This window comes from Herbaspirillum sp., assembly GCF_035644555.1.
In the GTDB taxonomy this organism is placed as follows: domain Bacteria; phylum Pseudomonadota; class Gammaproteobacteria; order Burkholderiales; family Burkholderiaceae_D; genus Herbaspirillum.
Map to the genome: position 1 here is coordinate 1 of NZ_DASQOH010000054.1, position 24,658 is coordinate 24,658.

The 24,658-nt window shown below is 64.3% G+C and carries 22 protein-coding genes, 2 tRNA genes and 1 pseudogene; 8 read left to right on the forward strand and 17 right to left on the reverse strand.

Annotated features, from left to right (window positions below; genetic code table 11):
• A pseudogene (locus VE092_RS23175) lies at positions 1–236 on the reverse strand (hypothetical protein); the annotation flags it as partial.
• A gap of 300 nt (positions 237–536) precedes the next feature.
• Between VE092_RS23175 and VE092_RS15660 the strand changes: the two are divergent.
• Positions 537–1,616, forward strand: a complete 1,080-nt coding sequence (locus VE092_RS15660; RefSeq protein ID WP_324878280.1) for a permease — start codon at positions 537–539, stop codon at positions 1,614–1,616.
• Positions 1,617–1,623: 7 nt separating this feature from the next.
• Here the strand turns inward: VE092_RS15660 and mnmH are convergent, their stop codons facing one another.
• The 7 genes from mnmH to VE092_RS15695 form a co-directional block, all read right to left on the reverse strand.
• Positions 1,624–2,745, reverse strand: a complete 1,122-nt coding sequence (mnmH, locus tag VE092_RS15665; protein WP_324878282.1) for a tRNA 2-selenouridine(34) synthase MnmH — start codon at positions 2,743–2,745, stop codon at positions 1,624–1,626.
• Positions 2,745–3,779 (reverse strand): selenide, water dikinase SelD, encoded by a 1,035-nt coding sequence (selD, locus tag VE092_RS15670; protein ID WP_324878284.1) that lies wholly within the window; start codon positions 3,777–3,779, stop codon positions 2,745–2,747. Before selD ends, mnmH begins: the two co-directional genes overlap by 1 nt.
• Before the next feature lie 93 nt (positions 3,780–3,872).
• Complete coding sequence (locus VE092_RS15675) at positions 3,873–4,274, reverse strand: hypothetical protein (RefSeq protein ID WP_324878286.1); 402 nt, start codon at positions 4,272–4,274, stop codon at positions 3,873–3,875.
• Positions 4,261–4,842, reverse strand: a complete 582-nt coding sequence (locus VE092_RS15680) for a nucleotidyltransferase domain-containing protein (RefSeq protein ID WP_324878288.1) — start codon at positions 4,840–4,842, stop codon at positions 4,261–4,263. Before VE092_RS15680 ends, VE092_RS15675 begins: the two co-directional genes overlap by 14 nt.
• Positions 4,843–4,957: 115 nt before the next feature.
• Positions 4,958–5,033: transfer RNA gene (locus VE092_RS15685), tRNA-Asn, on the reverse strand.
• Between the two features lie 180 nt (positions 5,034–5,213).
• Positions 5,214–5,289, reverse strand: a tRNA-Asn gene (locus tag VE092_RS15690).
• Between the two features lie 125 nt (positions 5,290–5,414).
• A complete protein-coding gene (locus tag VE092_RS15695; RefSeq protein ID WP_077236436.1) occupies positions 5,415–6,632 on the reverse strand; it encodes an aromatic amino acid transaminase in 1,218 nt (405 codons plus the stop codon).
• 421 nt (positions 6,633–7,053) lie between these two features.
• Between VE092_RS15695 and uvrB the strand changes: the two genes are divergently transcribed.
• Complete coding sequence (gene uvrB, locus VE092_RS15700) at positions 7,054–9,135, forward strand: excinuclease ABC subunit UvrB (protein WP_324878291.1); 2,082 nt, start codon at positions 7,054–7,056, stop codon at positions 9,133–9,135.
• Positions 9,136–9,235: 100 nt separating this feature from the next.
• A complete protein-coding gene (locus VE092_RS15705; RefSeq protein WP_324878383.1) occupies positions 9,236–10,054 on the forward strand; it encodes a uracil-DNA glycosylase in 819 nt (272 codons plus the stop codon).
• 315 nt (positions 10,055–10,369) lie between these two features.
• Here the strand turns inward: VE092_RS15705 and VE092_RS15710 are convergent, their stop codons facing one another.
• Positions 10,370–10,624, reverse strand: a complete 255-nt coding sequence (locus VE092_RS15710) for a hypothetical protein (protein WP_077236434.1) — start codon at positions 10,622–10,624, stop codon at positions 10,370–10,372.
• A 103-nt stretch (positions 10,625–10,727) separates the two neighbouring features.
• On the opposite strand from VE092_RS15710, the gene VE092_RS15715 reads away from it, so the two are divergent.
• On the forward strand, positions 10,728–11,666 hold the full coding sequence (locus VE092_RS15715; RefSeq protein ID WP_324878295.1) for a LysR substrate-binding domain-containing protein: 939 nt from the start codon (positions 10,728–10,730) through the stop codon (positions 11,664–11,666).
• 23 nt (positions 11,667–11,689) lie between these two features.
• On the opposite strand, the gene VE092_RS15720 is transcribed toward VE092_RS15715, so the two are convergent.
• From VE092_RS15720 to VE092_RS15735, 4 genes are all read right to left on the reverse strand, one after another.
• The gene (locus tag VE092_RS15720; RefSeq protein ID WP_006712853.1) at positions 11,690–12,007 is read right to left on the reverse strand and encodes a putative quinol monooxygenase; all 318 of its coding nucleotides are present in this window, start codon (positions 12,005–12,007) and stop codon (positions 11,690–11,692) included.
• A 127-nt stretch (positions 12,008–12,134) separates the two neighbouring features.
• Entirely contained in the window at positions 12,135–13,067 is a 933-nt protein-coding gene (locus VE092_RS15725) for a metal ABC transporter substrate-binding protein (protein WP_324878298.1), read from the reverse strand.
• 31 nt (positions 13,068–13,098) lie between these two features.
• Positions 13,099–13,983 carry a metal ABC transporter permease gene (locus VE092_RS15730; protein WP_324878300.1) on the reverse strand — a complete coding sequence of 295 codons (885 nt, stop codon included), beginning with the start codon at positions 13,981–13,983 and terminating at the stop codon, positions 13,099–13,101.
• Positions 13,980–14,825, reverse strand: a complete 846-nt coding sequence (locus VE092_RS15735; RefSeq protein ID WP_324878301.1) for a metal ABC transporter ATP-binding protein — start codon at positions 14,823–14,825, stop codon at positions 13,980–13,982. The genes VE092_RS15730 and VE092_RS15735 overlap by 4 nt, the downstream gene beginning before the upstream one ends.
• Before the next feature lie 384 nt (positions 14,826–15,209).
• Here VE092_RS15735 and VE092_RS15740 point away from each other — a divergent pair, with 384 nt between their 5' ends.
• The 4 genes from VE092_RS15740 (at position 15,210) to VE092_RS15755 (ending at position 18,717) form a co-directional block, all read left to right on the forward strand.
• Positions 15,210–15,794: a DUF2796 domain-containing protein gene (locus tag VE092_RS15740; RefSeq protein WP_324878303.1), complete on the forward strand. Its 585-nt coding sequence runs from the start codon at positions 15,210–15,212 to the stop codon at positions 15,792–15,794.
• Positions 15,795–15,973: 179 nt separating this feature from the next.
• Positions 15,974–16,666: an ABC transporter ATP-binding protein gene (locus VE092_RS15745; protein WP_414653504.1), complete on the forward strand. Its 693-nt coding sequence runs from the start codon at positions 15,974–15,976 to the stop codon at positions 16,664–16,666.
• A complete protein-coding gene (locus tag VE092_RS15750; RefSeq protein WP_324878307.1) occupies positions 16,663–17,931 on the forward strand; it encodes an ABC transporter permease in 1,269 nt (422 codons plus the stop codon). The genes VE092_RS15745 and VE092_RS15750 overlap by 4 nt, the downstream gene beginning before the upstream one ends.
• Positions 17,932–17,946: 15 nt before the next feature.
• The gene (locus VE092_RS15755; RefSeq protein WP_324878309.1) at positions 17,947–18,717 is read left to right on the forward strand and encodes a DUF3299 domain-containing protein; all 771 of its coding nucleotides are present in this window, start codon (positions 17,947–17,949) and stop codon (positions 18,715–18,717) included.
• A gap of 1,429 nt (positions 18,718–20,146) precedes the next feature.
• Here VE092_RS15755 and VE092_RS15760 read toward each other — a convergent pair.
• The 4 genes from VE092_RS15760 to VE092_RS15775 form a co-directional block, all read right to left on the reverse strand.
• On the reverse strand, positions 20,147–20,815 hold the full coding sequence (locus tag VE092_RS15760) for a DUF2026 family protein (RefSeq protein ID WP_324878311.1): 669 nt from the start codon (positions 20,813–20,815) through the stop codon (positions 20,147–20,149).
• A 415-nt stretch (positions 20,816–21,230) separates the two neighbouring features.
• Positions 21,231–21,539: a hypothetical protein gene (locus tag VE092_RS15765; RefSeq protein WP_324878313.1), complete on the reverse strand. Its 309-nt coding sequence runs from the start codon at positions 21,537–21,539 to the stop codon at positions 21,231–21,233.
• Positions 21,540–22,014: 475 nt separating this feature from the next.
• Positions 22,015–23,214: a M20 aminoacylase family protein gene (locus VE092_RS15770; protein ID WP_324878315.1), complete on the reverse strand. Its 1,200-nt coding sequence runs from the start codon at positions 23,212–23,214 to the stop codon at positions 22,015–22,017.
• The gene (locus tag VE092_RS15775; RefSeq protein ID WP_324878317.1) at positions 23,211–24,632 is read right to left on the reverse strand and encodes a M20 family metallopeptidase; all 1,422 of its coding nucleotides are present in this window, start codon (positions 24,630–24,632) and stop codon (positions 23,211–23,213) included. The genes VE092_RS15770 and VE092_RS15775 overlap by 4 nt, the downstream gene beginning before the upstream one ends.
• Positions 24,633–24,658: the final 26 nt, after the last annotated feature.

A 24,658-nucleotide genomic window follows, 5' to 3' on the forward strand; every position in this document is an offset into this window, starting at 1 on the left:
GAGCCGGCGATGGACAGGGTGGCGCGGTCGGCATAATTGACCGTGGTCACCACGAACAGCAGGAACAGGATCAGGTAACGGATATGGGTGGGCTTGCCCGCCCCGCCGGCCAGGCCGGTGTCATTGCTTTGCGCCAATTGCTTTCTCCAGGTCTCGACTCGCCTTGCAGGACCGGCCCGGTGGGCGCGGACATCCCTTGACGTATTGTTGTTGATGGGTATCGATTGAATTGTTATAAGACGTCATACAACAGCACGCGCAGTATAACAGGAAGAAAGCCAACCGCAAGCGATGAATGCTTTTCCGCGCCGGACCGCCGAATGCCCCCGGGCAGAGGCCTGAATCCCACCATCGGCGCGGGCCTCTGGGCCATTTCCCGCAACATTCACACGCCCCGGCAGCCGCTCGTGTGGATCCTTCAAACGGGTTAGAAGCGCCTTCGCACCAGATGAAGTTGTACGACATGCTGGCCGCACCTGACGTAGCGCGCCGGCACGCGTATCATGCGCGCATTCGTCCATTCCCATGCTTCAACCATGAATACCACTCCCTCCCTGCCACCATCGCGCCCGGCAGTCCCTTGGCTCAAACCCCTGCTGTTCGTGCTGGTGGCAGCCATCGGCCTGTATTACGTCAAATGGTCCCCGTATTACCTGAAGTCTTTTGTGGCCGCCGACAAACACAGCATCGGCGCGTCCATCCTGGCCAACGCGCCGACGGCGCCGTGGTCGGCGGCGCTGGAATATGCCGGCGTCTACTTCGCAGCGATCTGGAAGGCCGCCGTACTGGGCGTATTGCTGGGGTCGCTGGTACAGGTCCTGGTTCCGCGCGACTGGCTGTTGCGCGTCTTCGGCCGCGCCGGTCTGGGCTCCACCCTGCGTGGCGGCCTGTTTGCACTGCCCGGCATGATGTGCAGCTGCTGCGCCGCGCCCGTGGTGGCCGGCATGCGCCGCCAGCAGGTATCGGTCGGGGCCGCGCTGGCCTTCTGGATCGCCAACCCGGTGCTCAATCCGGCCACGCTGGTATTCATGGGCTTCGTGCTGGGCTGGCAGATGGCTGCGCTGCGGCTGGTGGCGGGTATCTTGCTGGTGGTGGGGGTGGCGCTGGTGGCGCAGCGCGTTTCGCAGGCCCAGGCGCAGTCAGCGGCTCTGCCGCAAGCCGCACTGGATGCCGTAGCCCAGGCAGATCAGGGCGAACAGGCAGACAGCGCCCGCCCCTTCCTGCTTCGCTGGGGTCGTCAACTCTGGCAATTGTTCTGGAGCACGATCCCGATCTACATCGTGGTGGTCCTGGCCCTGGGCGCAGCCCGTGTGTGGCTGTTCCCGCAGGTGGATGCCAGCATGGGCAACAGCCTGCTGTGGATCGTGGCGCTGGCCGTGGTCGGCACGCTGTTCGTGATCCCGACGGCAGCCGAAATCCCCATCGTGCAATCCATGCTGTCCCTGGGCATGGCCGTCGGTCCGGCGGTGGCGCTGCTGATGACACTGCCCAGCATCAGCCTGCCCTCGCTACTGATGCTGCGCAGCTCCTTCACGCCACGCGTGCTGGTGACGGTGACCGTCATGACAATCCTGATCGGTGCGGCCAGCGGTCTGGCTGCCGTGGCCCTGTTCTAGGGCCTGCTCAGGCCGGGGCTTGCGCCATCGACCTGGGCTGCGGCCGATGCTGGCGCAGGAAGTCGACCACCTCGGCCTGGTTGCCCGCAAATAGCAGGCGCGAACGTTTGGCTTCGCGCTGGAAGGCATAGACCGGGTCGTAGTAATCCGTCAGCAGGGACTCGATCCAGGCCCGGTGCAGGTCGACCACACCATCTTTCTCCTGGCGCGCCAGGGCAGTTTCCATCAGCTGCAGCAACTGCCGGTAGCGCTGGTCGCCCAGGCGCTTGACCAGCTTGCCCAGCGCGGCCAGCAAATGGGCCCGATAGCGTTCGAAACCGTGACGCGGGTCCAGCGCCAGATACTCCTCGCTCAAGCCACTGACATAATCGCGCAGGATGCGCTCCACGCGCCCTGCCCGGCTGTCTTCCAGCCACACCATGGGCAGACTCTGCATGCGCTGGTGCAGCGCCAGCGGCAAGGCGCAGGCACCGATCAGGCGGCTCTCGTCTTCCAGCGCGAACCAGTGATGGCCCTGCGCACGCAGCTTGATCATGGCAATCGCCAGCCGGTGCTCGAAATCGATGGGTGCCGGCTGCGCCGAAGCGCGCTTGCCGAAGCTGGAGCCACGGTGGTTGGCGTAGGCTTCCAGATCCAGCGCATTGTCCAGCTGCAGCAGCACATCGGTCTTGCCGCTGCCGGTCATGCCGCCCACTACCACGAACTGGCACTGCGCCAGCGCCTCTTCGATGGACTGCATGAGGAAATGCCGCAGCGCCTTGTAGCCGCCAGCCACGCGGGGATAGGCGATCCCGGCTTCACTTTTCAACCATTGCTGGGTGATCTGCGAGCGCAGACCGCCGCGAAAACAGTACAGGCAGCCCTCAGGATGCGCCTGCGCAAATCGCGCCCAGGCGGCAATGCGCGCTTCCTTGACCGGGCCGCTGACCAGCTGGTGCCCCAGTTCGATGGCCGATTGCTGCCCCTCTTCCTTGTAGCGCAGGCCGACCTGATGGCGCTCGCTATCGTTCATCAGCGGCAGGTTCACTGCCGTCGGAAACGCACCCTTGCCGAATTCCACCGGCGCCCGCGCATCGAGCATGGGCGTATCGGCCAGAAACAGCGCCTGACTGGGCTGGATATCGGCCATCAGAGGATCTCGACGGCGTATCGCTGTCGTTCCACCAGCTCGCCGATGGGGGCCAGCTCCAGACCCAGCGCAGCCGCCGTGGCGAGGAATTCGGGATTGGCATCGGGGCGCACCGCCACCAGCAAGCCGCCGCTGGTCTGCGGGTCGCACAGCAGGTGCTTCTGGCTATCGCTCAGCGGGCTGATCCGGGCGCCATAGCTCTCGAAATTACGCAGGGTGCCACCCGGCACGCAGCCTTCGGCCAGGTAATACGGCACGCCCGGCAGGCTGGGTACGCGACCCGATTCGATGCGCGCCGTCAGGCCACTGCCGTCGCACATCTCGACCAGGTGACCCAGCAGGCCGAAGCCGGTCACATCGGTCATGGCGGTCACCCCGGCCAGCTTGCCGAAGCGGCTGCCGGGCTGGTTGAGCTTGCACATCCAGTCACGCGCGCTGCCCACGTCTTCGGCACGCAGCTTGCCCTTTTTCTCGGCGGTGGTAAGGATGCCGATGCCCAGCGGTTTGGTGAGATAGAGCAGGCAGCCGGCGGTGGCGGTGTCATTGCGCTTCATGGTGCGCTTGTCGACCACGCCCGTCACGGCCAGGCCGAAGATGGGCTCCGGCGCATCGATGGAATGGCCACCGGCCAGCGGGATGCCAGCCGCATCGCAGGCCGCGCGGCCGCCGCGCACCACGTCACGCGCCACCTCCGGCGGCAGCACATTGACCGGCCAGCCGAGGATGGCGATGGCCATCAGCGGGTCGCCGCCCATGGCGTAGATGTCGCTGATGGCATTGGTCGCGGCGATGCGTCCGAAGTCGAAGGGATCGTCGACGATGGGCATGAAGAAATCGGTGGTGGAGACCACGCCACGCTCTTCGTCGATGGCATAGACGGCAGCGTCATCGCGGGAGGCGTTGCCCACCCACAGCTTGGGGTCCAGATGCTGGGCGCCGCTACCGGCGAGGATCACTTCCAGCACCTGCGGCGAAATCTTGCAGCCGCAACCGGCACCATGGCTGTACTGGGTCAGACGAATGGGTTCGCTCATGGGAATGTCCTGGCTGTTCGGAGGGGATGCCGATTCTAGCAGCGTTTGAGGGGGCAGGATTGAAGCGCGGCAGCACCCTGCGGGTGGCCAGGGCTACAGCAATCTGTCCAACACTTCGGCGCAACGGATGACCTGGAGCCCGAGGTCCTCCGTCACCTCGTCACTGCCCTCATATTCAAAGCCGTTGCGCACGTCGTGGGCCTGGCCCAGGAGCCGCCAGATCTCCGGTCCCACGCCCAGCGTATGCGGCAGGCACTGGAATACGACGTAGCGGTTCGCCGGACGAAATCCCTGGCGACGTAGCGCCGCCAGAGCAAAGGCGTAGGCCGCGCTATAGCCCAGCAGAAACCGGCTTGACAGCGATAAGCCGGGCACCAGGGCATCGCGCAGGCGATCACGACCGCTTTGCAGATGGATCTCGATTTCTGCGCTCGTGGGAGGCTCCGCCTTCAGTTGACCAAGCCGTAGAAGGTTTTCCAGCTCATTGATGCCCATCCTGCACTCCGATCAGGTCGATGACCGGCCCCGCCATCACCGCCATGAGAAAGTGATGCCGGGAAGCCAGCTTCTTCTGGAATTCGACAGGACGATAGACCTTCAACGAAATCTTCCTGCCCAGGCGGGATTCCAGCGCGACCAGTTCCGGGTAGAGATCAGCGCTACCCAGGTCGTCTGCCACCATCAACAGGTCGATATCGCTGGCGGCGGTGTCCTGCCCCTTGGCCACCGACCCATAGATGAAAGCCCGGTCGATGCGCGCTGCGAAAGGCAGGAGCATAGCTCTGATGGCGTCAGCCACGCCAAAGGTCTTGCGCACGATGGCGCTCAATTCCGAAAAAATCGGAGAGGCCGGATTGGGCTTGTACAACTGCACCCTGCCCATCTCTTCCTTGAGCAGCAATCCGGCGCCGGTCAGCTTGCCCAGTTCACGCTGGGCCGAGGCTGACCCAAGGCCGGTGCTGCTCATCAAGGCACGCAGATGCATCCCTTCCGGATGCAGGAAAAGCTGCCCCAGAATGGCTTGCGTGGATTTGGAGAAGAGAGCATCGGCGAGCGTCGTCATGCGCCATATTCTAGCTCAATTGAGCCAAAATCTGGCGCAGCACCCAACACGGCTGCAATGACCGTAGGACAAAAACAAAAAAGCCCCGCAAGAAACTTGCGAGGCTTTCGTATTCTGGCTCCCCGACCTGGACTCGAACCAGGGACCTGCGGATTAACAGTCCGTCGCTCTACCGACTGAGCTATCAGGGATCAATTGAGGGCGCGATTATGAACGATTTTTTTCCGAATGACCAGAGAGGAAAACGAAAATTTTTTACACCGTTCTGCATCGTGGCGGCATAGCCCTGCCGCCCTTGCGCAAGACCTGCATCACAGGCCTCACACACATTGAAAAGGCCCCGCAATTGCTTGCGAGGCCTTCGCATTCTTTGGCTCCCCGACCTGGACTCGAACCAGGGACCTGCGGATTAACAGTCCGTCGCTCTACCGACTGAGCTATCAGGGAACAGCTGAGAAAAAGATTATGACCCGATTTTTACTTCATGTCAAAACTTTTTTCAGGGAAACGGCCATTTCCTCATAGGAGAAATGCCGCTCCCGCCCCATCCGCAGACAAGGCGGGAAAGCGCATTACAGCACCTTGGCGATGGCGTTGACGACGGCGTCGATGTTCTTGCTGTTCAACGCGGCCACGCAGATGCGGCCGGTGTCGACGGCGTAGATCGAGAACTCGTTGCGCAGGCGATCCACCTGGGCCTTGGTCAGGCCCGAGTAGGAGAACATGCCGCGCTGACGGGTGACGAAATCGAAGTCGTGGCTGGGCGCCTTTTCCTTCAGCTTGGCGACCAGCAGCTGACGCATTTCGCGGATGCGCACACGCATCTCGGCCAGCTCGTCTTCCCACAGCTTGCGCAGTTCGGGCGATGCCAGGGCGGTGGCGACCACCTGGCCACCGTGGATCGGCGGGTTGGAGTAGTTGGTGCGGACCACGCGCTTCAGTTGCGACAGCACGCGGGCGGCCTCCTCGGCGCTGGCGGCGGCAATGGACAGTGCGCCCACGCGTTCGCCATACAGCGAGAAGGACTTGGAGAAGGAGTTCGACACGAACAGCGGGCCGCCGGCTTCGGCGAAGCGGCGCACCACCTGGCCATCTTCGGCGATACCGTCGCCAAAGCCCTGGTAGGCCATGTCCAGGAACGGGACCAGGCCGCGCGAGGTCACCACTTCAATGACCTGGGTCCACTGGTCGTCGGTCAGATCAGCGCCGGTGGGGTTGTGGCAGCAGGCGTGCAGCAGCACGACCGAACCAGCCTTCATGGTCTTCAAGGCGTCCAGCATGCCGGCGAAGTTCACGCCGCGGGTCGACGGGTCATAGTAGGGATAGGCATTGACCTTGAAGCCGGCCATCTCGAACAGGGCGCGGTGGTTTTCCCAGCTCGGGTCGCTGATCCAGACTTCGGTGCCGGCCGGCGAGAAGTGCTTCAGGAAGTCGGCGCCCAGCTTCAGGGCACCGGTGCCGCCCAGGGCCTGCACGGTGATCGCACGCTTTTCGGTCACCACGGCGCTGCCGGCGCCGAAGACCAGTTCCTGCACGGCGCGGTCGTAGGTGGCCAGACCGTCGATGGGCAGGTAGGTACGCGGGGCCAGCTTGGCCGCCAGTTCCGCCTCGGCTTTCTTCACGCATTCCAGCAGGGGGACCTTGCCGTTGTCGTCGTAGTAGACACCCACGCCCAGATTGGTCTTGGCCGGGTTCTGGTCGGCGTTATAGGCTTCGGTCACGCCCAGGATAGGGTCGCGTGGCGCCATTTCGATGGCGGAAAACAGGGAGGCGGAGACAGGTGCGTTCATCGTGATAACATGAAAAGTTAGCTGCAACAAAGCGCTGCAGAAGGAAATGGATGCAGTCCGAGGCGACTGGACATGCACCTTTTTGCAACACTGCATTCTAACAAATGTGGATGCCCAATCACAGACACAGCCAGTCCCATTTGCCAGCTGAATCTGCATGGAGCCATGCATAAACGACATATCCCGGCCCCCACGGTACAAGGATCCGCTGCGGATGAGCTGCCGGCTGACGCGGCTTTGCGTCGGGCCGGTGCCATGCCGGCATGCCGTTTGCGTCTTGAACTTCCACATCCCGGCAGCATTTGATGAATATTCACGCCACCACATTGCCTGCGTGCAATGCCCCGAATCCGGGCATTGCTGCCACCCTGCGCACTGCGGCGGCCCACCGAGCAATCGAGCGACAGAGGCGAGCGACACCATGGCAGAACTGACCCCCATTAGCACCGAGCTGGACGAGAGCAAGTTCATCACCTTTCCCGGCTCGCCCTTCAAGCTCTACCAGGTCTTCCCGCCGGCCGGCGACCAGCCGGCGGCCATCGACAAGCTGGTCGAAGGCGTCCACGACGGTCTGTTCTACCAGACCCTGCTGGGGGTGACCGGCTCGGGCAAGACCTACACCATGGCCAATACCATCGCCCGCCTGGGGCGCCCGGCCATCGTGTTCGCGCCCAACAAGACGCTGGCGGCGCAGCTCTACAGCGAGTTCCGCGAATTCTTCCCGCACAATGCGGTGGAATACTTCGTCAGCTACTACGACTATTACCAGCCCGAAGCCTACGTCCCCCAGCGCGACCTGTTCATCGAGAAGGATTCCTCGATCAACGAACACATCGAGCAGATGCGCCTGTCCTGCACCAAGTCGCTGATGGAACGGCGCGACGTGGTGATCGTGGCCACCGTCTCGGCCATCTACGGTATCGGTAATCCCAACGAATACCACCAGATGATCCTGACCCTGCGCGCCAAGGACAAGGTTTCGCAGCGCGACGTCATCGCCCGCCTGATCCAGATGCAGTACACCCGCAACGAAGTGGACTTCGGCCGTGGCACCTTCCGCGTACGCGGCGACACCATCGACGTGTTCCCCGCCGAGCACGCCGAACTGGCGGTGCGCATCGAGACCTTCGACGACGAGATCGACAGCCTGCAACTGTTCGACCCGCTGACCGGCCGCGTGCGCCAGAAGATTCCACGCTTCACCATCTACCCCGGCTCGCACTACGTCACGCCGCGCTCCACGGTGCTGCGCGCCATCGAGACCATCAAGCAGGAACTGGCCGAGCGCCTGGAATTCTTCCGCAAGGAAAACAAGCTCATCGAAGAACAGCGGTTGGAACAGCGCACCCGCTTCGACATCGAGATGATGACCGAGATCGGTTTCACCAAGGGCATCGAGAACTACTCGCGCCATCTCTCCGGCGCCAAGCCGGGCGATCCGCCGCCCACCCTGGTGGACTACCTGCCGCCGGATGCGGTGATGTTCCTGGATGAATCGCACGTGCTGATCGGCCAGTTGAACGGCATGTACAACGGCGACCGTGCGCGCAAGGTGAACCTGGTGGACTATGGCTTCCGCCTGCCCTCGGCGCTCGACAACCGGCCGCTGAAGTTCGACGAGTTCGAGAAGAAGATGCGCCAGACCATCTTCGTCTCGGCCACCCCGGCCGACTACGAAAACACCCATTCCGACCAGGTGGTGGAACAGGTGGTGCGCCCCACGGGCCTGGTGGATCCGATCATTTCCGTGCGCCCTGCCACCACCCAGGTGGACGACCTGATGCAGGAGATCCATGATCGTATCGCCAAGGACGAGCGGGTGCTGGTGACCACGCTGACCAAGCGCATGGCCGAGCAGCTGACTGAATTCCTCTCCGACAACGGTATCAAGGTGCGCTACCTGCACAGCGACATCGACACCGTGGAGCGCGTGGAGATCATCCGCGACCTGCGCCTGGGCACCTTCGATGTGGTGGTCGGCATCAACCTGCTGCGCGAAGGGCTGGACATTCCCGAAGTCTCGCTGGTGGCGATCCTGGATGCGGACAAGGAAGGCTTCCTGCGTTCCGAACGCAGCCTGATCCAGACCATCGGCCGCGCAGCCCGTAACCTCAACGGCATGGCCATCCTCTATGGCGATGTGGTGACCGACTCCATGCACAAGGCCATCGGCGAGACCGAGCGCCGCCGCGCCAAGCAGATGGCCTTCAACGAAGCCAACGGCATCGTCCCCACCGGCATCAAGAAGGAAATCCGCGAACTGATCGACGGCGTCTTCAACCCGGCCCAGGCGCGCAGCGAGCTGATGGTGGCCGAAGAGAAGAAGAACTACGAGTCCATGAGCGAGAAGCAGATCAGCAAGGAGATCAAGCGCTTGGAAAAGCAGATGCAGGAACACGCCAAGAATCTGGAGTTCGAAAAGGCGGCCGCCGCCCGCGACCAGTTGCACGTGCTGAAGCAGCAACTCTTCGGCGCGCCCGGCAGCGATACGGCCGTCGCCTGAACGCAGGCGGCAGGGTAGGCGCCATGGGAAGGCCGGCCTGGCGATCAGGCGGTATACAATGCCGCCACTTTATCGCTACGGCCGTCTGCCTTTCCCGCCCATGTCCACCGCCACTCTCGCCGCCACGCCCTTCCCCGCCCTGCCCACCGCGCTGCTGGACCTGATCCACAGCGCCCACCCTTCCTGGCACCCGGCCTTGCGCGCCGGGCTGGAGGCGATCCAGCAGGCCGATCCGGCCTACCTGGGTGCACTCGCCCAGGATGACTACCTGCCCACCGAAGGCCGGCTCTTCGCCGCCTTCCGCCAGCCCATGGACCAGGTGCGTTACGTGCTGGTGGGCGAAGGCCCCTACCCGCGCGCGGCCAGCGCCACCGGTGTGTGCTTCATGGATGGGGCGGTGGGGTCGCTATGGTCGGACAAGGGCTTGTCCAAGCAGGTCAATCGCGCCACCTCGCTGCGCAATTTCATGAAGATGCTGCTGGTGGCCGATGGCCGTGTGCCGGCCGGCCAGACCAGTGGCGACGCCCTTGCCGGCATTGCCGCCCAGGCCCAGGCCGATACCGCCGGCACCATCCAGACCCTGGCCGACCTGCAGGACAACCTGACGTCGCACGGCTTCCTGCTGCTCAACGCCAGCCTGGTCTTCCGCGCCCACGTGGCGCCGGTCAAGGATGCCCGGGCCTGGAAGCCCTTCTTCGATACCGTGCTGCGCGCCCTGGCCGAGCACGGTGCACAACAGGCGACGCCCCTGCCCACCCTCGTCCTGTGGGGCAAGATCGCCGAACAGCTGGACAGCCTGCCGCTGGTGCAGTCCTTCCCCCGTGCCGTGGCGGAACATCCCTATAACCTGAGCTTCATCGAACACAGTGGCATGCAGCAGTTGTTCGGCGCCATGCGGCTGCTGGAGAAGCGCCCGTAAAAAGCCGGCGCCAATCCGGGGGCCGTAAACGACAAATCCCCGCTAATGGCGGGGACAGGTTCTGCGGCGCTGGGCTGCCTGCATCGCGGCTGCGATGCTGCTGGGGGTGCGATGCTACTGGGCTGCGGCTGGTGCCGCCTTCGGTTCCGACCATACGGAACCGGTCTCTTCTTTTTTCTTCAGGCGCATCGGGCCTGGTGCTGCAGGTAGTGCTGACATCTAGCGGTATTTCAACTTGTACGTCGCGCCGGAATGCGGCCGACCTACCGTCGATGCTGATTCATCTCGGAGTCGAGAGATCAGAATGACCCGGTATCAGATCTGCGATTGCAGCTTCCACACGGCGTGCAGGTGGCTGTGATCCAGTTGACGCAGACGGACTTCCATTTCGAAGTGATCGGTCACGCCGTCGAAATAGGCGGCATCCTGCATCTCGGCAGCATCGTTGCGCACGGGCTTGAGGGCGTGGGCGGCGATGACTTGCTGAACGGCAAACTTCACCAGCTCGACCAGCGAGCGCAAATTGTTAGAAAAACCGGCATCTTTTGCCAATATACTCACGGAGTTCATTGCAACTTCCTTCTGTTTAACGTTTGGGTGATTGAAGAATAAGGTCGACCCTGGCGTTTGCAAAGCAACATTTTCCGACACCACTATAAGTTTTTCTTACATCATGTCGTCTTCCCTGCCCCCGTTGAAAGCCCTCAAAGTGTTCGAAGCGGCAGTCCGGACGCGGAGTCTGACGCTGGCGGCACATGAACTTTTCATCACCCATAGCGCGGTCAGCCAGCAGATCAAGTCACTGGAAGAGTATTTCGAACAACCGTTGTTTTTACGCCAGTCGCGTGGCGTGGAGCCCACAGAAGCGGCCCTGGCCTTCTATGCCGAGGTCAAGGCCAGTCTGGACCGCATCGCACTTGCGGCAGAGCAACTGTCACTGACCGGCAAGAGCCGCGTGGTGCGGCTGATCGCCGCGCCCTCGGTGGCCATGCGCTGGCTGATCCCGCGCCTGTCGCAGTTCCAGATCGACAACCCGCGCATCGAGGTAAGGGTGACCACGACCATGTCGGAGTATTTCGAGGATGTGAAGGATCCGTTCGATGTGATCCTCTGGCGCAGCCCGCTGGAACGCAGCGGCTATGAATGTGTGCGCTTCCTGGATGACGTCTCGGTGCCGCTGGCCTCGCCGCACTTCCTGGAAACGCACAAGATCACGGTGCCACGGGACCTGGTGGAGGTGCCGCTGATCCACCTCTCCAGCCGCTCGGCGGCCTGGTCGCAGTGGCTGGGCAAGGCTGGCGTGGCGGTGCGGCGCAAGATGCCGGGCACCGTCTATGAACACTTCTTCCTGAGCCTGCAGGCCGCCGCCACCGACCTGGGCGTGGCCATGGGGACCTTGGCGCTGGTGGATGACGACCTCGCCCACGGCCGGCTGATCCAGCTGTTCCCGGAGGTGGTCCTGCATGGGGAGGGCTTCCACATGATGTATCGCAGCAGCGCCGAGACCAACCCGGCGCTCAAGACCTTCATCATGTGGTTGAAGCAGATGGGACAGGCGTCCGCCTTCGATGCCCAACGCACCTGGCCGGCGGACTTCCCCGGCGAGCACTGAGGCGGCGCCGGGGCAGGATCGCTTCAGTCGGCCGACTTGAGCACGTGCACCTTGCGGTCGGCGATCAGGTCCTTGGACTTGTCGCGGTAATCCAGCATGTGCGGCAGGGTGAAGTGCAGGCGCAGGGCATCCTCGTCCTTCCACTTCTCGACGAAGGCGAAGGTATCCGGCCCCATCGGCGCCTGGTTCGGGCCAAAACCGTCGACATCCACCACCAGACCGTATTCGATGCAGCCGGCTTCGGCGCGCACGGCGGCCAGGTTGGCGCGGGCCAGGGCCAGCAGGTCTTCACGCTTGCCGGGCTTGGCAGTGATGATGGCGACGACGGTAACGGTGCTCATGCGGGGATTCTCCTGATGTTGTTGATGGACATGCCGCCAGCCTGGCGGCGCGGGCCATCAGCATACGCGATTTGGACGCCGCCTGCCCTTTCGGGAGGGAGACAGCGCCCGACACCCGCTTCGGGCCTCAGTTCAGACGAATCTTTTCCAGCAACTGCGTGATGTTGTAGCGCATGAGCGTCAGATAGTCCGGTGCCGGGCCACCGGCCGGCGACAAGGCGTCGGCGTACAACTTGCCACCCGGGGCGGTGCCGGCTTCGCGGGCGATCTGCTGCAGCAGCTTGGGATTGCTCATGTTCTCGAAGAACAGGGCCTTGATCTTTTCGTTGCGGATCTGGCGGATCAGGGCGGCGACATCGCGGGCGCTGGGCTCGCTATCGGTGGACACACCCTGGGCCGCCAGGAAGCGCACCTTGTAGCGGGCGCCGAAGTATTCGAAGGCATCGTGCGAGGTGATCACCTTGCGCTTGGCGTCGGGAATCTGGCCGAACTGGCGGGCCGCCCAGGCGTCCAGGTCCTGCAGCTTGGCGACGTAGGCCTCGCCGTTCCTGCGATAGACCTCGGCGCCGGCCGGGTCCAGCTTGGCCAGTGCGGCGGCGATGTTGCGGGTATAGACGATCACGTTCTGCGGGTCCTGCCAGGCGTGCGGATCGTCCTTGCCGTGGTGCGCATGCGCGCCGCCGTGATCATGCTCGTCCTCGTCATCCCCCACGCGTTCGCGGGCCTGGATCCCGGCCGAGGCCACCACGATGGGGCCGCGATAGTTGGCCGATTGCGCCAGGCGCTCCATCCAGCCTTCGAAGCCCAGGCCGTTGACCACGATCAGGCGGGCGCGGGACACGGCCTTGATATCGTCAGGGGCCGGCTGGAACACATGGGCGTCTTCATCCGGCCCGACCAGGGTGGAAACGCTGACGCGCTCGCCGCCGACGTTGGCGACGATGTCGCCCAGGATGCTGAAGCTGGCCAGCACCGGAATGCGCTCGGCGGCAACGGCCGGCAGGGTGAGCGCCAGGGCCAGCACGGCCAGCAGCGCAGAGAGGGGGCGAAACAGTTTCATGGTAGCTCCGGGGAAGGAAAAACGAAGGGTTTCAAGCCTGCAGGTGGGGCCGGCGCAGCAGGCGCGGCAGCCAGCCACGGGGTGCAAACAGCAACGAGGCGGCGTACAGCATGCCGGCACAGACGATGATGACCGGCCCGGACGGCACCGAGGCGTAGTAGGAAATGAGCAGCCCGGCATACCCCGCCAACGCCGCCTGCAGTACGCTGTTGCACAGCTGTGCCGGCAGCGTGTCGTGCCACAGCCGGGCCGACACCGCCGGCAGCATCATCAGCCCCACAGCCATCAGGGTCCCCAGGGTCTGGAACGACGCCACCAGGTTCATCACCACCAGCATCAGGAACACCTGCTGGTAGATCGCCCCGCCACTGCGGCTGCCCACGGCCATGTAGGAGGGATCGAAACTCTCCAGCAGCAGGCCGCGATACAGGGCGGCAATGCCCAGCACGCTGGCGCTGGCCACGCCGGCGATGAGGACCAGGCCTTCACTGTCCACGCCCAGCACATTGCCGAAGAGGATATGCAGCAGATCGAGCTGGGTACCGTGGCGCGAGATCAGGATCACCCCCAGCGCCAGTGCCACCACATAGATGGCGGCCAGGCTGGCATCTTCCTTGAGCTCGGTGTGCCGGCTGATCCAGCCGGCCACCGCCACCACCAGCACACCGGCGGCAAACCCGCCGACCGACAGGGCGGGCAGCGACAGGCCGAAGAAGATGAAACCCACCGCCACCCCCGGCAGCACGGCATGGCTCAGGGCCTCGCCGAACAGGCTCATGCGGCGCAGGGTCAGCAGCACGCCCAGCGGGGCACTGCCCAGGGCCAGCGCGAAGGCGGCCACCAGGGCGCGGCGCATGAAGGAAAATTCCTGGAAAGGCGCGATCGCCCATTCCTGCAAGCTCGCCAGCACACTCATTGCAAGCCTCCCTTGGCCGCCACGGAATGCGTATGCGGTCCATGCGGATGGGCATGTGCATGCTCGTGCGCCGGCGGCAGCGCAGTGGACAGCGCCAGCACTTCGGCTTCGCTGACCTCGCACACGCCGGCGTGCTCATCGACCGCCTCGGCCATGGCACGGGCGCGCTGCAGGTTGTCTTCGCACATCACCTCGGCCGTCTCGCCCCAGGCCACCACATTGCGCGCCAGCAGCAGGGTCTGCGGGAAGGCACGACGCACCTGGTCGTGGTCGTGCAGCACCGCGATCACGGTACGACGTTCCGCATGCCAGGCCGAGATGATGCGCAACAGGTCGCCGGTGGTACGGGCATCGATGGCATTGAAGGGTTCGTCCAGCAGGATCACCTCGGCATCCTGCAGCAGGATGCGGGCAAACAGCACGCGCTGGAACTGCCCCACCGACAGGCTCGACACCGCCCGCCCGGCAAAGCCGTCCAGTCCCACCGCCGCCAGCGCCTGGACCGCGCGTGCGCGCATGGCGGCATCGATGCCGCCCCAGTTGCCCTTGGCCTGCCAGTAACCCAGCAGCACGCAATCCAGCACATTGATGGGGAAGCTGCGGTCGATCTCGGCCTGCTGCGGCAGGTAGGCGATGCGGCGCGCATCGACATGGGTATGGACCCGGCCGTCGTTGCAGGGCACCAGGCCCAGCATGCTCTTGAGCAGGGTGCTCTTGCCGGCGCCATTGGGGCCGACGATGGCGGTCAGCGAACCGCGTGCGAAACTGCCGTTGACGTGGTGCAAGGCCGGATGGCGGCGATAGCTGACGGTCAGGTTGTCCAGCGAGATGGCGGCATCCATGTCAGCCCTCCCCCAGCGCCCAGCGCACGCCCAGCCACAACAGCAGCAGCACCGGCAGGACTGCGAGCACCCGCTGCCACCAGGGGCTGGCGAGCACGCCTTGCTTCAACAATAAACGAGAGAAAACCGACACGGCAGACTACCTGAGAAGAGTGGACGGCGGCCAGGCAAGTCCCATGACCGACCCGGCGGGCCGCATGTGGATGCCCTATGCGCAACCGAGTTGCAGAAACAGCGAAAGAGCGCATTATAATGCAACCCTGTTGCAGAATGTAACAACACTGAAATTTCCTCCCCGGCCGGGTGACAATGCGGTCTGGTCGCGCCTGCCGGCGGCCGCGCCAGCGTCATCCGTCCCCTTATCCACCTACAAGAAAGCCATCCATGCTCCGCTCCCGTCCTCTGTTGCCCTTGCTCCTCCTGTCCCTGGCCAGCCTGCCCGCGCAGGCGGCTGACGATGCGCATGAACACCACGGCAACCATCCGGCGCACGTGCACGGCGTGGGCAAGCTGGACGTGGCGCTGGAAGGCAATACCCTGACCCTGCACCTGGATACCCCGCTGATCAACGTGGTCGGCTTCGAGCACGCTGCCACCAGCGGGCGCGACAAGGACACCGTACGCGCCGCCGCCCGGGTCCTGCGTGCACCCGACCGCCTGTTCGTCACCGATGTCGCGGCTCAGTGCAAGCCGGCCGAGATCCAGCTGGAATCGGCCGCCCTGGCGCCGGCCCTGCTGGGCGAAAAGACCCCCGCCACCGCCCAGGCCGCGCCCAGCGACGGCCATGCCGACCTGGACGCCGACTTTACCCTGGTGTGCGCCAGCCCCGGCGCGCTCACCGCGATCGACGTGAGCGGCCTGTTCGCGGCCTTCCCGGGCTTCCAGCGCATCGATGTACAACTGGCCACCCCCAAGAAGCAGGGCGCCGCGCAACTGGTCCCCGGCAGCGCCCTGGTTCCGCTGAACTGAGCGACGCTGGCGCCGCGCAGTCGGGCTGGCCAGGTCAGCCAGCCCCGTCAGCGCATTGACAGCCGCAGCCGCTATCCTTGGCGACCCGTTCCCTGGTCGCGTTCCCGTTTCTACGGTCGGTCATGAATCCTTCCCCTGCAGTCATTCCCGTCGTCCCCTCTGTCGCGCCCGCCATCAGCATGCAGGCGCTGCGCTTCACCTGGCCCGGCCAGCAGCAACCGGCGTTGGCACTGGACAGCCTGCAGGTCGCATCCGGCGAGCATGTCTTCGTCAGCGGCCCCAGCGGCAGCGGCAAGAGCACCCTGCTGGCCGCCATCGGCGGCATCGTCGTGCCCCAGGGCGGTCAGGTGGCGGTGCTGGGGCAGAACCTGCACACACTGTCGGCCGCGCGACGCGACCGCTTCCGGGTCGATCACATCGGCTTCATCTTCCAGCAGTTCAACCTGCTGCCCTATCTATCCATCATCGACAACGTCCTGCTGCCCTGCCAGTTCTCGGCCTACCGCAAGGAGCGCGCGCGCCAGCAGGGGGCCGACCTGACGGCGGTGGCGCAGGCGTTGCTGGCGGCGCTGGACCTGGCGCCCACGCTATGGCAGCGGCCGGTGACCCAGCTCTCCATCGGCCAGCAGCAACGCGTGGCGGCGGCGCGCGCGCTGATCGGCCGGCCCGAGATCATCGTCGCCGACGAGCCGACCTCGGCCCTGGACAGTGACCGCCAGCAGGGCTTCCTCGACCTGCTGCAACGCGAATGCGCGCAAAGCGGCGCGGCCCTGGTGTTCGTCAGCCACGACCAGCGTCTGGCCGAGCGCTTCGACCGGCGCATCGCGCTAGAACAGATCAACCACGCCGCCCGTCCCGAGGAGGCCGCATGAAGCTGCTGCTGCGTCTGGCCGCCCACAGTGCCTGGAACCGTCGTTTCACCCTGGGCCTGATGCTGCTGGCCATCGCCCTGTCCACCACCATGCTGCTGGGCATCGAGCGGGTGCGTCACGAGGTGCGGGCCGGATTCTCGCAATCGGTGTCGGGTACCGACCTGGTGGTGGGCGCCCGTACCAGTCCCATCCAGCTGATGCTGTACGCCATCTTCCGCATCGGTGGCGCCACCAACAACATGGGCTGGGACAGCGCCCAAACACTGGCCCGCAATCCGGCCGTGGCCTGGACCATTCCGATTTCGCTGGGCGATTCGCATCGCGGCTTTCCGGTGCTGGCCACCAATGGTGACTACTTCCTGCACTTCCGCTACGGCAGTGGCCAGGCTCTGAAACTGGCGGAAGGCCAGCCCTTCAGCGGCGTGTTTGACGCTGTGCTGGGCGCGGAGGTGGCCGACAAGCTGCACTACAAGCTGGGCGACGTCATCATCCTGTCGCACGGCATGGGCGGCTTGGGCCTGACCCAGCACGCCGACAAGCCCTTCCGGGTGGTCGGCATCCTGGCCCGCACCGGCACCCCGGTCGATCGCACGGTGCATATCGGCCTGGATGGCATGCAGGCCATCCACCTGGACTGGGAAGGTGGCGCACCGCTGCCGGGGCTGCATATCCCGGCCGAATTTGTGAAGAAGTTCGACCTCACCCCGACCAGCATCACTGCCGTGCTGGTGGGCCTGAAGAGCCGCGCCCGGGTGTTTGCCGTACAGCGCGAGATCGCCGACGGCGAAGGCTTCCGGGAGCCGCTGATGGCGGTCTTGCCGGGGGTCGCGCTGGACCAGTTGTGGGACGTGGTGGGTATCGGCGAAAACGCCTTGCTGGTGGTCTCGGGCATGGTGGTGGTGGTCGGTCTGGCCGGGCTGGTGGCGGCAATCCTGGCCAGTCTGGGCGAACGGCGGCGAGAACTGGCGATCCTGCGCTCGGTGGGCGCGCGCCCGCTGGATGTGTTCCTGCTGCTGTGTGTGGAGGGCCTCGGCGTGATGCTGGCCGGCGTGGTGGCCGGGCTGCTGCTGCTGAGCGTACTGGAGTGGGCACTGGCGCCGCTGCTGGCGGAGCATTTCGGCATCCTGCTGCAGGCGACGTGGCCAGGCCCGGGCGAATTACAATTGCTGCTCTGGACCGTGCTGGCCGGTCTGGTCGCCAGCCTGCTGCCAGGCCTGCGCGCCTACCGCATGAGCCTGTCGGACGGTCTGACCCCGAAAATCTGATCTGGATGTAGCACGATGAAGACTCTTTACTGGATAGGCGGCATCGTCGCCGCCGGCCTGCTGGTGGGCACCGGCGTCAGGCTGCTGGGCCACGCCGATGCCCCGCCGGCGGCCGCACCGACAACTGCCGCGACGGCCAGTACCGGTTCCGGCGGCCCGCTGGCTGGCGCCGTCCCGGCCGTCACGGCGCGTGCCGACGCCGGCAGCACCGTCAGCGGCGTGGCTGCGGCGACCAGCGCGCCCTATCAGGTGGGCGACCAGCTCAAGCAAAGCCCGGCCGTCACCGACCGCCCGTACCAGGCCTCAGGCAAACTGGTCAACGGCTATCAGGAGATTGCCTGGGAGGCGCTGATCCCCAAGGACTGGGACCCGATGGCGCCGTTCAAGGGCCTGAAGCTGGACCAGCTCACCGATGACGATCCCCGCGCCGACGCGGCCCTGTGGAAGGCCAAGAAATACTGGAAGGATGCGCCGGTGGACAGCGCCATGGAAGGCAAGCCGGTGCGCCTGCCAGGCTTCGTGGTCTCGCTCGACCGCGAGGGCGAAGCCCTCAAGGAGTTCCTGCTGGTGCCCTACTTCGGCGCCTGCATCCACGTGCCGCCACCGCCGGCCAACCAGATCATCCACGTGCGCAGCGCCAAGGCGGTCAAGAATGTGCGCACCATGGACGCCGTCTGGATCAGCGGTGTGCTCAAGGTGGAGCGCTCGGATTCCTCCATGGGCGCCTCCAGCTACAGCATGAAGGCGGTCAGCGTGGAACCCTACACCGCCCCGGACCAGGGCTGAACCGGCCCGCGCCACGTCTGCTTATCCCCATTTTTGCGGACACCCGGCAACGCGCGGCGCTTATCCACACTTTCCGGGGGCAAGCTTGTGGACAAGGCTTTGACAAGCCATTCAAGCCCTTGATTGCAAAGACTTTTCGGCCACCGCCACGGAGTAGCGCACACCGCGCACAGGTGCCGGCGCGGCATCGCCGCAGAGCAAGCCAGCCAGTCATTCTTCCGGATATCCACACTTTTTGGGAGCAAGCCTGTGGAGAAACGCTGGGCAAGCCAGTCAAGCGCTTGATTCAAAAGGGATTTTCCTGCTCCTCCCGAGCGGGCGCAAAAAACAGGCAGGGGGAGCGCCGCTCTTTCTACGGCCGGCCCGTGCGCGCTATCCACATTTTCTGGTGGCAAGCCTGTGGAGAAGGTCTTGACAAGCCACCCAAGCCATTGATCCGTAACAACTTTTCACGGACGCAACAATCGCTGGCAGGCAGGCCGAAAACGCATGGAAAATGCGCCAGCAACTGCCGTCCGGCACCCGAATCCATCCGGGCCGGCCCCGGCTGAAGGGATATCCACATATTCTGGGAGCAAGCCTGTGGACAAGGCCTTGGCAACCGGGGCAAGTAACTGATTTACAAGGGTTTTCCTGCACAGGCGCAGGGCGAGGCAGAACAATGCAAACATCCGCCGGGCCAGACGGTGCCTGCCTTTGCGGCCGATATCCACATTTTTTGGTGGCAAGCCTGTGGACAAGGGCTGGACAAGCTCACCAAGCCCCTGATTTCAAAGGATTTTCCTGGAACGACAGCAAGAAAAGCAAGCGCGCTGGCCGGTCCGGGCGATGGCGGATATCCACATCTTTTGGTGGCAAGCCTGTGGAAAAGCGCTTAGCAAGAGGCGCAAGTGCTTGAAAGCAAAGGGAAATCACCTGAAGGACAGCAGATGGGCAAGGCAGGGGCGGGAGCGTATCGGGAGGACCGCAGAAGGGATCGACGCACCCCGCGCCGCGCACCGAGGGGCGAGCGCCCGACGGGAAGGGAGGACCGCGGCTTCCAACACGTGTGCGTACTGCCGGGTTACGACGCCACTGTCCGGCCTGGGCGTGAAGCGTGAAGCATGGGTGTCCGGCTGTGCGGGAGAAAAAAACCTGCGATGCACTTGCATCGCAGGCAAAACATCTGCACAGGTACAGAGGAGACAGGCGGCAGTCTAGCGGCCACGTATGACCGTGCCATGACAGCAAAAGAGAGATCAACGGAAAAGGAATTCTCGGCCGGACCCGGTGACTGTCATCAAGAGGTCATATCGACGACCTAAGATAGGAATCCTAGTGCGGTACATGCAACCGATATGCATGATCGTACGGTGTGTTGGACATCCGTCCAGCACACCCTCCCCTCGGAGGCCCAGGCCTCGCTCCCACCGCTCTTCCGACTACTGCCCTACCAGACGCCGTCGATACGCATGGCCTGCAGTTGGATACGCGAGACTTCGCCATCGGCGCCCTGCAGCGCCAGATCGTCCGGCATCGCCTTGGGCGGCTTGCGGAACCACTCCAGACAGAGTTGCGAGAGATTGGTCAGGGCCTTCTTGGCCATGAACTGCTGCAGCAGTTCGCGCGTGAGTTCGAGATTGGGGGCCAGGTAGAAATCACCCGGCCGTGTCAGCGCCTGCACGCCCGGGCTCATGCGTCCGAGGTCTTTCTGGAACATCTGGCGCGGCACCGGCAGCGGATGGCCAGCCGAAGCCAGTAGCTCCTGGAACAATGGTGCCATGAAGTCGATGGCGTAGTCCTCGCACTGCACCCAGGCGTGGAAGGCGTCCTGATGGCTGGACACGTCCTGGCCGTCCGGTCCCAGCGTACCGAAGGAGAGCGCACCGCCACCGTCCTGGTGCGTCAGGTAGAAAGCTGCCCCGGCGACCGGGAAGGCATTGCGTTTGTAGAACTTCTTGAGGATCTGCGCCGCGGTGACGCTGAAGAAGAAACTGGCGGCGGGGATATCGGCCTGCACACTGTGCAGCACCGAATGGATGACGCGGAAGATGCGTTGATAGTCGGCCAGGGGAATCAGGGGGCGCAGGTTCTGCGCAGGAGAGGATGAGCTTTGCATGGGCGCTATTTTCTCATGGAAAAGAACGGGCAAGCCGTTAGGCCGCTTCACGGAAGCGCCTGACTGCACGTTTCCGTCGCGTGACGCGCGCTTGGAACAAAAGCGGCTGCACGACTTGCCGTTCCACCCTCAAGAGATATCTACTGCTACTACGTGCTACTACGGTACTGCTACTGCTACTGCTACTGCGGTGCTGCTACAACGATGCTTCCACTTCTACCGCTAACGATGCTGCAACGGTACCACTGCGACTCACTGCCTTGCTGACATGTTGTGACCATTCCTGCCACTGCCTGCCCGCTGCAACCGCCGATACCGCCCTATTGCCATGCTGCCGGGACTACCCCTAGTCCGCGCAGCGGTAGTGCCGCACTGCTTCACTGCTTCCCCACTCCCCTCCAGAATCCCCCAGCATTCAATCCGACTTCTTCTGCTCCGGCATGAAGCAGGTGCAATCGACGTCGTGATATTGCGCACAATGTTGCAGCGACGGCCGGGTCAGGCCATTGTTGAACATCGAGCGGTCATCGGTATCCACCACCGCGTAGCGCATCGCGCCAGCCATCGGCGGGCGCTCGCCAGCAGGTTCGTCCAGCGAGATTTCCAGGCGGCCCCACTCGCGGTCGGTCTTGACGAACAGATACATCAACACGGTGCAGAACACCAGATAACTGATGAACATCAGGGTGATTTCACCCGGTACGGATTCGGTGACGAAATGCATGACTGGCTCCTGGCAAGATACGTTGTCGAGGTCTTGCGTGCCAATCGTGGCTCCACTGTGATGTCGGGAGTCCAGAGCACAGACCGCGTTTCATTGGTTCCCATGGTAATCAGTGGACGTGACTGCGAACATCGGGGAATTCCTGATCCCGCCACAGCCCGCCAAGCTCAACAGCAGGCGGATACTGGGCTGGCGCCGGACGGCGGGGACTGCGCGCCAGGGCGGCGGTTACGCTGCAGTCACGTGAGGGTCAAGCGCAGCCCGGTCGCTGCCTGCGCGGGTGAACTTAAAAAAAAGAAACCCGCCAGGCTTGCGCATGGCGGGTTCAGGCTCGAAGTGTCCCAGTCCAGGACGTCTGAGGAGACACCTTCACTGTAATCGCACCCGGCAGCATCACCAACGAAGCATTCGTCATGCACTTATGCACTTATGCACTGCCGGAATATGCACCGGCCCGGGCCGCGCCAGCCCGTCCTCAGCCCGGCTTGACGGGCATCCAGCGCTCCACCAGCCGGGTCCAGAAGGCTGCACCGACTGGAATGTTGGCATCATTGAAATCGTAGCCGGCATTGTGCAGCATGGGCTGGCCCTGGCCATTGCCCACGCGCAGGAAGCAGCCTGGCCGCTGCTGCAGGAAGTAGGCGAAGTCTTCGCTGCCGGCAATCGGTCCGAACGGGGCGATCACCTTCTCCGGCCCTACCAGTTCCTCGGCCACGCTACGGGCGAAGTCGGTCTCGGCCTCGCTGTTGACCAGCACCGGATAGCCGCGCAGATACTCGATGCTGGCCTGCGCACCATAGCTTTCGGCGTGGGTGCTGACCAGGGCGCGGATGCGTTGCTCCAGCAGCTCGCGCACTTCCGGCTTGAAGGAGCGCACGCTCAGTTCCATGGTGGCAAATTCCGGAATCACGTTGGATGCCTTGCCCGCATGCAGGCTGCCCACCGTGACCACGGCAGTTTCCATCGGATCGACATTGCGCGAGACGACGGTCTGCAAGGCCATCACCAGGCTGGCTGCGGCCACCACCGGATCGACCGACAGGTGTGGGCGCGCCGCGTGACTGCCACGACCGGTGATGCGGATCTTGACCGTATCGCAGGCCGCCATGAAGGGGCCGCTGCGGAACATGAAGGTGCCGGTCTCCACGCCCGGATGATTGTGGATGCCGAACACGGCATCGCAGGGAAAACGGTCGAACAGACCGTCGGCCAGCATCTTCTGGGCGCCGCTGTCGAAGCCGGCTTCTTCCGCCGGCTGGAAGATCAGGTTCAGGGTGCCGTCGAAATGGCGGGTACGCGCCAGGTGCTTGGCCGCGCCCAGCAGCATGGCGGTGTGGCCGTCATGGCCGCAGGCATGCATGGCGCCGGGCTTGACGCTGGCCCAGTCCAGGCCGGTCTCTTCCTGGATCGGCAGGGCATCCATGTCGGCCCGCAGGCCGATGCTGCGCGTGCTGCTGCCTGCACGCAGGGTCGCCACCAGCCCGTTGCCGCCGATATGGCGGGTCACGGCATAGCCCCATTCCTGCAGGCGATCGGCCACCAGGGCGGCGGTATCGACTTCCTGGAAAGACAGCTCGGGATGCTGGTGGATGTGGCGGCGCAGGCCGGTGATTTCGTCGTGCAGGTCGTGCAGGTCGGCGACCTCGCACAGCTTGTGCGGGTGGGGGTGATTCATGTCTTCTCCGGTGATGGGGCGCGTCGCGCCAGCACTTGCCGGCCCTGCTCGGCCAGGTCCCAGAACAGACCCGCCATCAGTTGCAGCGACTCGCGCGACACGCTGGCCAGTATATGCTCGTTGGGCGCGTGCTGTGAGCAGGCCGGATAGGAGTGCGGCACCCACAGGGTCGGCAGGCCTAGGGTTTCGGAGAACACGTCATTGGGCAGCGAGCCGCCCAGGTTGGGCAGGAGCGTGGGCCGCTTGCCGCTGGTTTCCTGCATCGAGGCCAGGCCCCAGCGCACCCATTCGTCGTCCGGGTCGAGCCGGGTGGCGGCGAACTGCACGCCCGAGAGCGTGACCTCGATGTCGTCATAACCATGCTCGTCCAGATGGGCGCGGATGTGCTCGATGAAGTGCGCATCGTCGCTGCCGACCACGAAGCGGATCTGGCAATGCGCGCTGGCCTGACCGGGGATGGCATTGACCGGCGCCTCGGGATTGCCGGTCTTGAAGGCCAGCACTTCCAGCGTATTCCAGCCGAACACGCGCTCGGCCGGGGTCAGGTCGGGCTCGCCCCAGTCTTCGTCGATCTCGGGGTCGGTCGGCCCACCACCCAGTTTCACATCGGCCAGGGCCTTGCGCACGCTGGGCGGCAGCGAGTCCGGCAACAGCGCCGGCACGCGGATGCAGCCGTGCTCGTCGACCAGGCAGGCAATCGCATTGGCCAGCCGCACGCCGGGGTTGCGCAGCAACCCACCCCAGTTGCCGGAGTGATGGCCGCCATCACGCAGGTGGCACTTCAGGTCGAAGTTGCAGCCGCCGCGCGAGCCCAGGAACATGGTCGGCGTGGGTGCATTCACGCGCGGCCCGTCGGAGGCGATGAAGAGATCGGCCTTCAGGCGCTCGGCATATTGCTGGCAGACCGCGTTCAGTCCGGGGGAGCCGGTTTCCTCGCCCATTTCCAGGATCAGCTTGACGTTGTAGCCCAGCTTGCCGCCACGCACCTTCATGACCTCTTCCAGCGCGGCGAAGTTGATGGTGTGCTGGGCCTTGTTGTCGGCGATGCCGCGCCCATACCAGCGCTCACCCTCGACCACGATCTCCCAGGGCGACAGGCCGCTGCGCCACTGCTTGTCGTAACCGCGCACCACGTCGCCATGACCGTAGGTCAGCAGGGTGAAGGCGGCGCCCTCTTCCATGCGCTCTGCGATCAGGAAGGGGCTGCCGCCGGGCAGCGGATTGTCGATGATCTCGCAGCCAAAGCCCAGCGACTGCAGATAGGGCGTGATCTCCTGCTGCAGGTAGTCGTACAGGATGGGACGGCTGGCCGGTTCCTGGCTCTCGGTGCGGATGGCCACGCGGCGCTTGAGCGTGTCCATGAAACGGCCGTCGTCGAAGTAGGCTTCCACGCCGGCGATGGCTTGTGCTCTGCTCATGCTGCTGCTCCTCTGTAGGTGTCGTT

Coding starts and splice junctions, on each gene's coding strand:
- uvrB (WP_324878291.1), top strand. CDS start 7,054: ATGGCAGAACTGACCCCCATTAGCACCGAGCTGGACGAGAGCAAGTTC.
- VE092_RS15715 (WP_324878295.1), top strand. CDS start 10,728: ATGTCGTCTTCCCTGCCCCCGTTGAAAGCCCTCAAAGTGTTCGAAGCG.
- VE092_RS15775 (WP_324878317.1), bottom strand. CDS start 24,632: ATGAGCAGAGCACAAGCCATCGCCGGCGTGGAAGCCTACTTCGACGAC.
- mnmH (WP_324878282.1), bottom strand. CDS start 2,745: ATGGCCGATATCCAGCCCAGTCAGGCGCTGTTTCTGGCCGATACGCCC.
- VE092_RS15710 (WP_077236434.1), bottom strand. CDS start 10,624: ATGAACTCCGTGAGTATATTGGCAAAAGATGCCGGTTTTTCTAACAAT.
- VE092_RS15705 (WP_324878383.1), top strand. CDS start 9,236: ATGTCCACCGCCACTCTCGCCGCCACGCCCTTCCCCGCCCTGCCCACC.
- VE092_RS15740 (WP_324878303.1), top strand. CDS start 15,210: ATGCTCCGCTCCCGTCCTCTGTTGCCCTTGCTCCTCCTGTCCCTGGCC.
- VE092_RS15660 (WP_324878280.1), top strand. CDS start 537: ATGAATACCACTCCCTCCCTGCCACCATCGCGCCCGGCAGTCCCTTGG.
- VE092_RS15755 (WP_324878309.1), top strand. CDS start 17,947: ATGAAGACTCTTTACTGGATAGGCGGCATCGTCGCCGCCGGCCTGCTG.
- VE092_RS15750 (WP_324878307.1), top strand. CDS start 16,663: ATGAAGCTGCTGCTGCGTCTGGCCGCCCACAGTGCCTGGAACCGTCGT.
- VE092_RS15760 (WP_324878311.1), bottom strand. CDS start 20,815: ATGCAAAGCTCATCCTCTCCTGCGCAGAACCTGCGCCCCCTGATTCCC.
- VE092_RS15680 (WP_324878288.1), bottom strand. CDS start 4,842: ATGACGACGCTCGCCGATGCTCTCTTCTCCAAATCCACGCAAGCCATT.
- VE092_RS15730 (WP_324878300.1), bottom strand. CDS start 13,983: ATGAGTGTGCTGGCGAGCTTGCAGGAATGGGCGATCGCGCCTTTCCAG.
- VE092_RS15770 (WP_324878315.1), bottom strand. CDS start 23,214: ATGAATCACCCCCACCCGCACAAGCTGTGCGAGGTCGCCGACCTGCAC.
- VE092_RS15735 (WP_324878301.1), bottom strand. CDS start 14,825: ATGGATGCCGCCATCTCGCTGGACAACCTGACCGTCAGCTATCGCCGC.
- VE092_RS15720 (WP_006712853.1), bottom strand. CDS start 12,007: ATGAGCACCGTTACCGTCGTCGCCATCATCACTGCCAAGCCCGGCAAG.
- VE092_RS15695 (WP_077236436.1), bottom strand. CDS start 6,632: ATGAACGCACCTGTCTCCGCCTCCCTGTTTTCCGCCATCGAAATGGCG.
- VE092_RS15725 (WP_324878298.1), bottom strand. CDS start 13,067: ATGAAACTGTTTCGCCCCCTCTCTGCGCTGCTGGCCGTGCTGGCCCTG.
- VE092_RS15675 (WP_324878286.1), bottom strand. CDS start 4,274: ATGGGCATCAATGAGCTGGAAAACCTTCTACGGCTTGGTCAACTGAAG.
- VE092_RS15765 (WP_324878313.1), bottom strand. CDS start 21,539: ATGCATTTCGTCACCGAATCCGTACCGGGTGAAATCACCCTGATGTTC.
- VE092_RS15745 (WP_414653504.1), top strand. CDS start 15,974: ATGCAGGCGCTGCGCTTCACCTGGCCCGGCCAGCAGCAACCGGCGTTG.
- selD (WP_324878284.1), bottom strand. CDS start 3,779: ATGAGCGAACCCATTCGTCTGACCCAGTACAGCCATGGTGCCGGTTGC.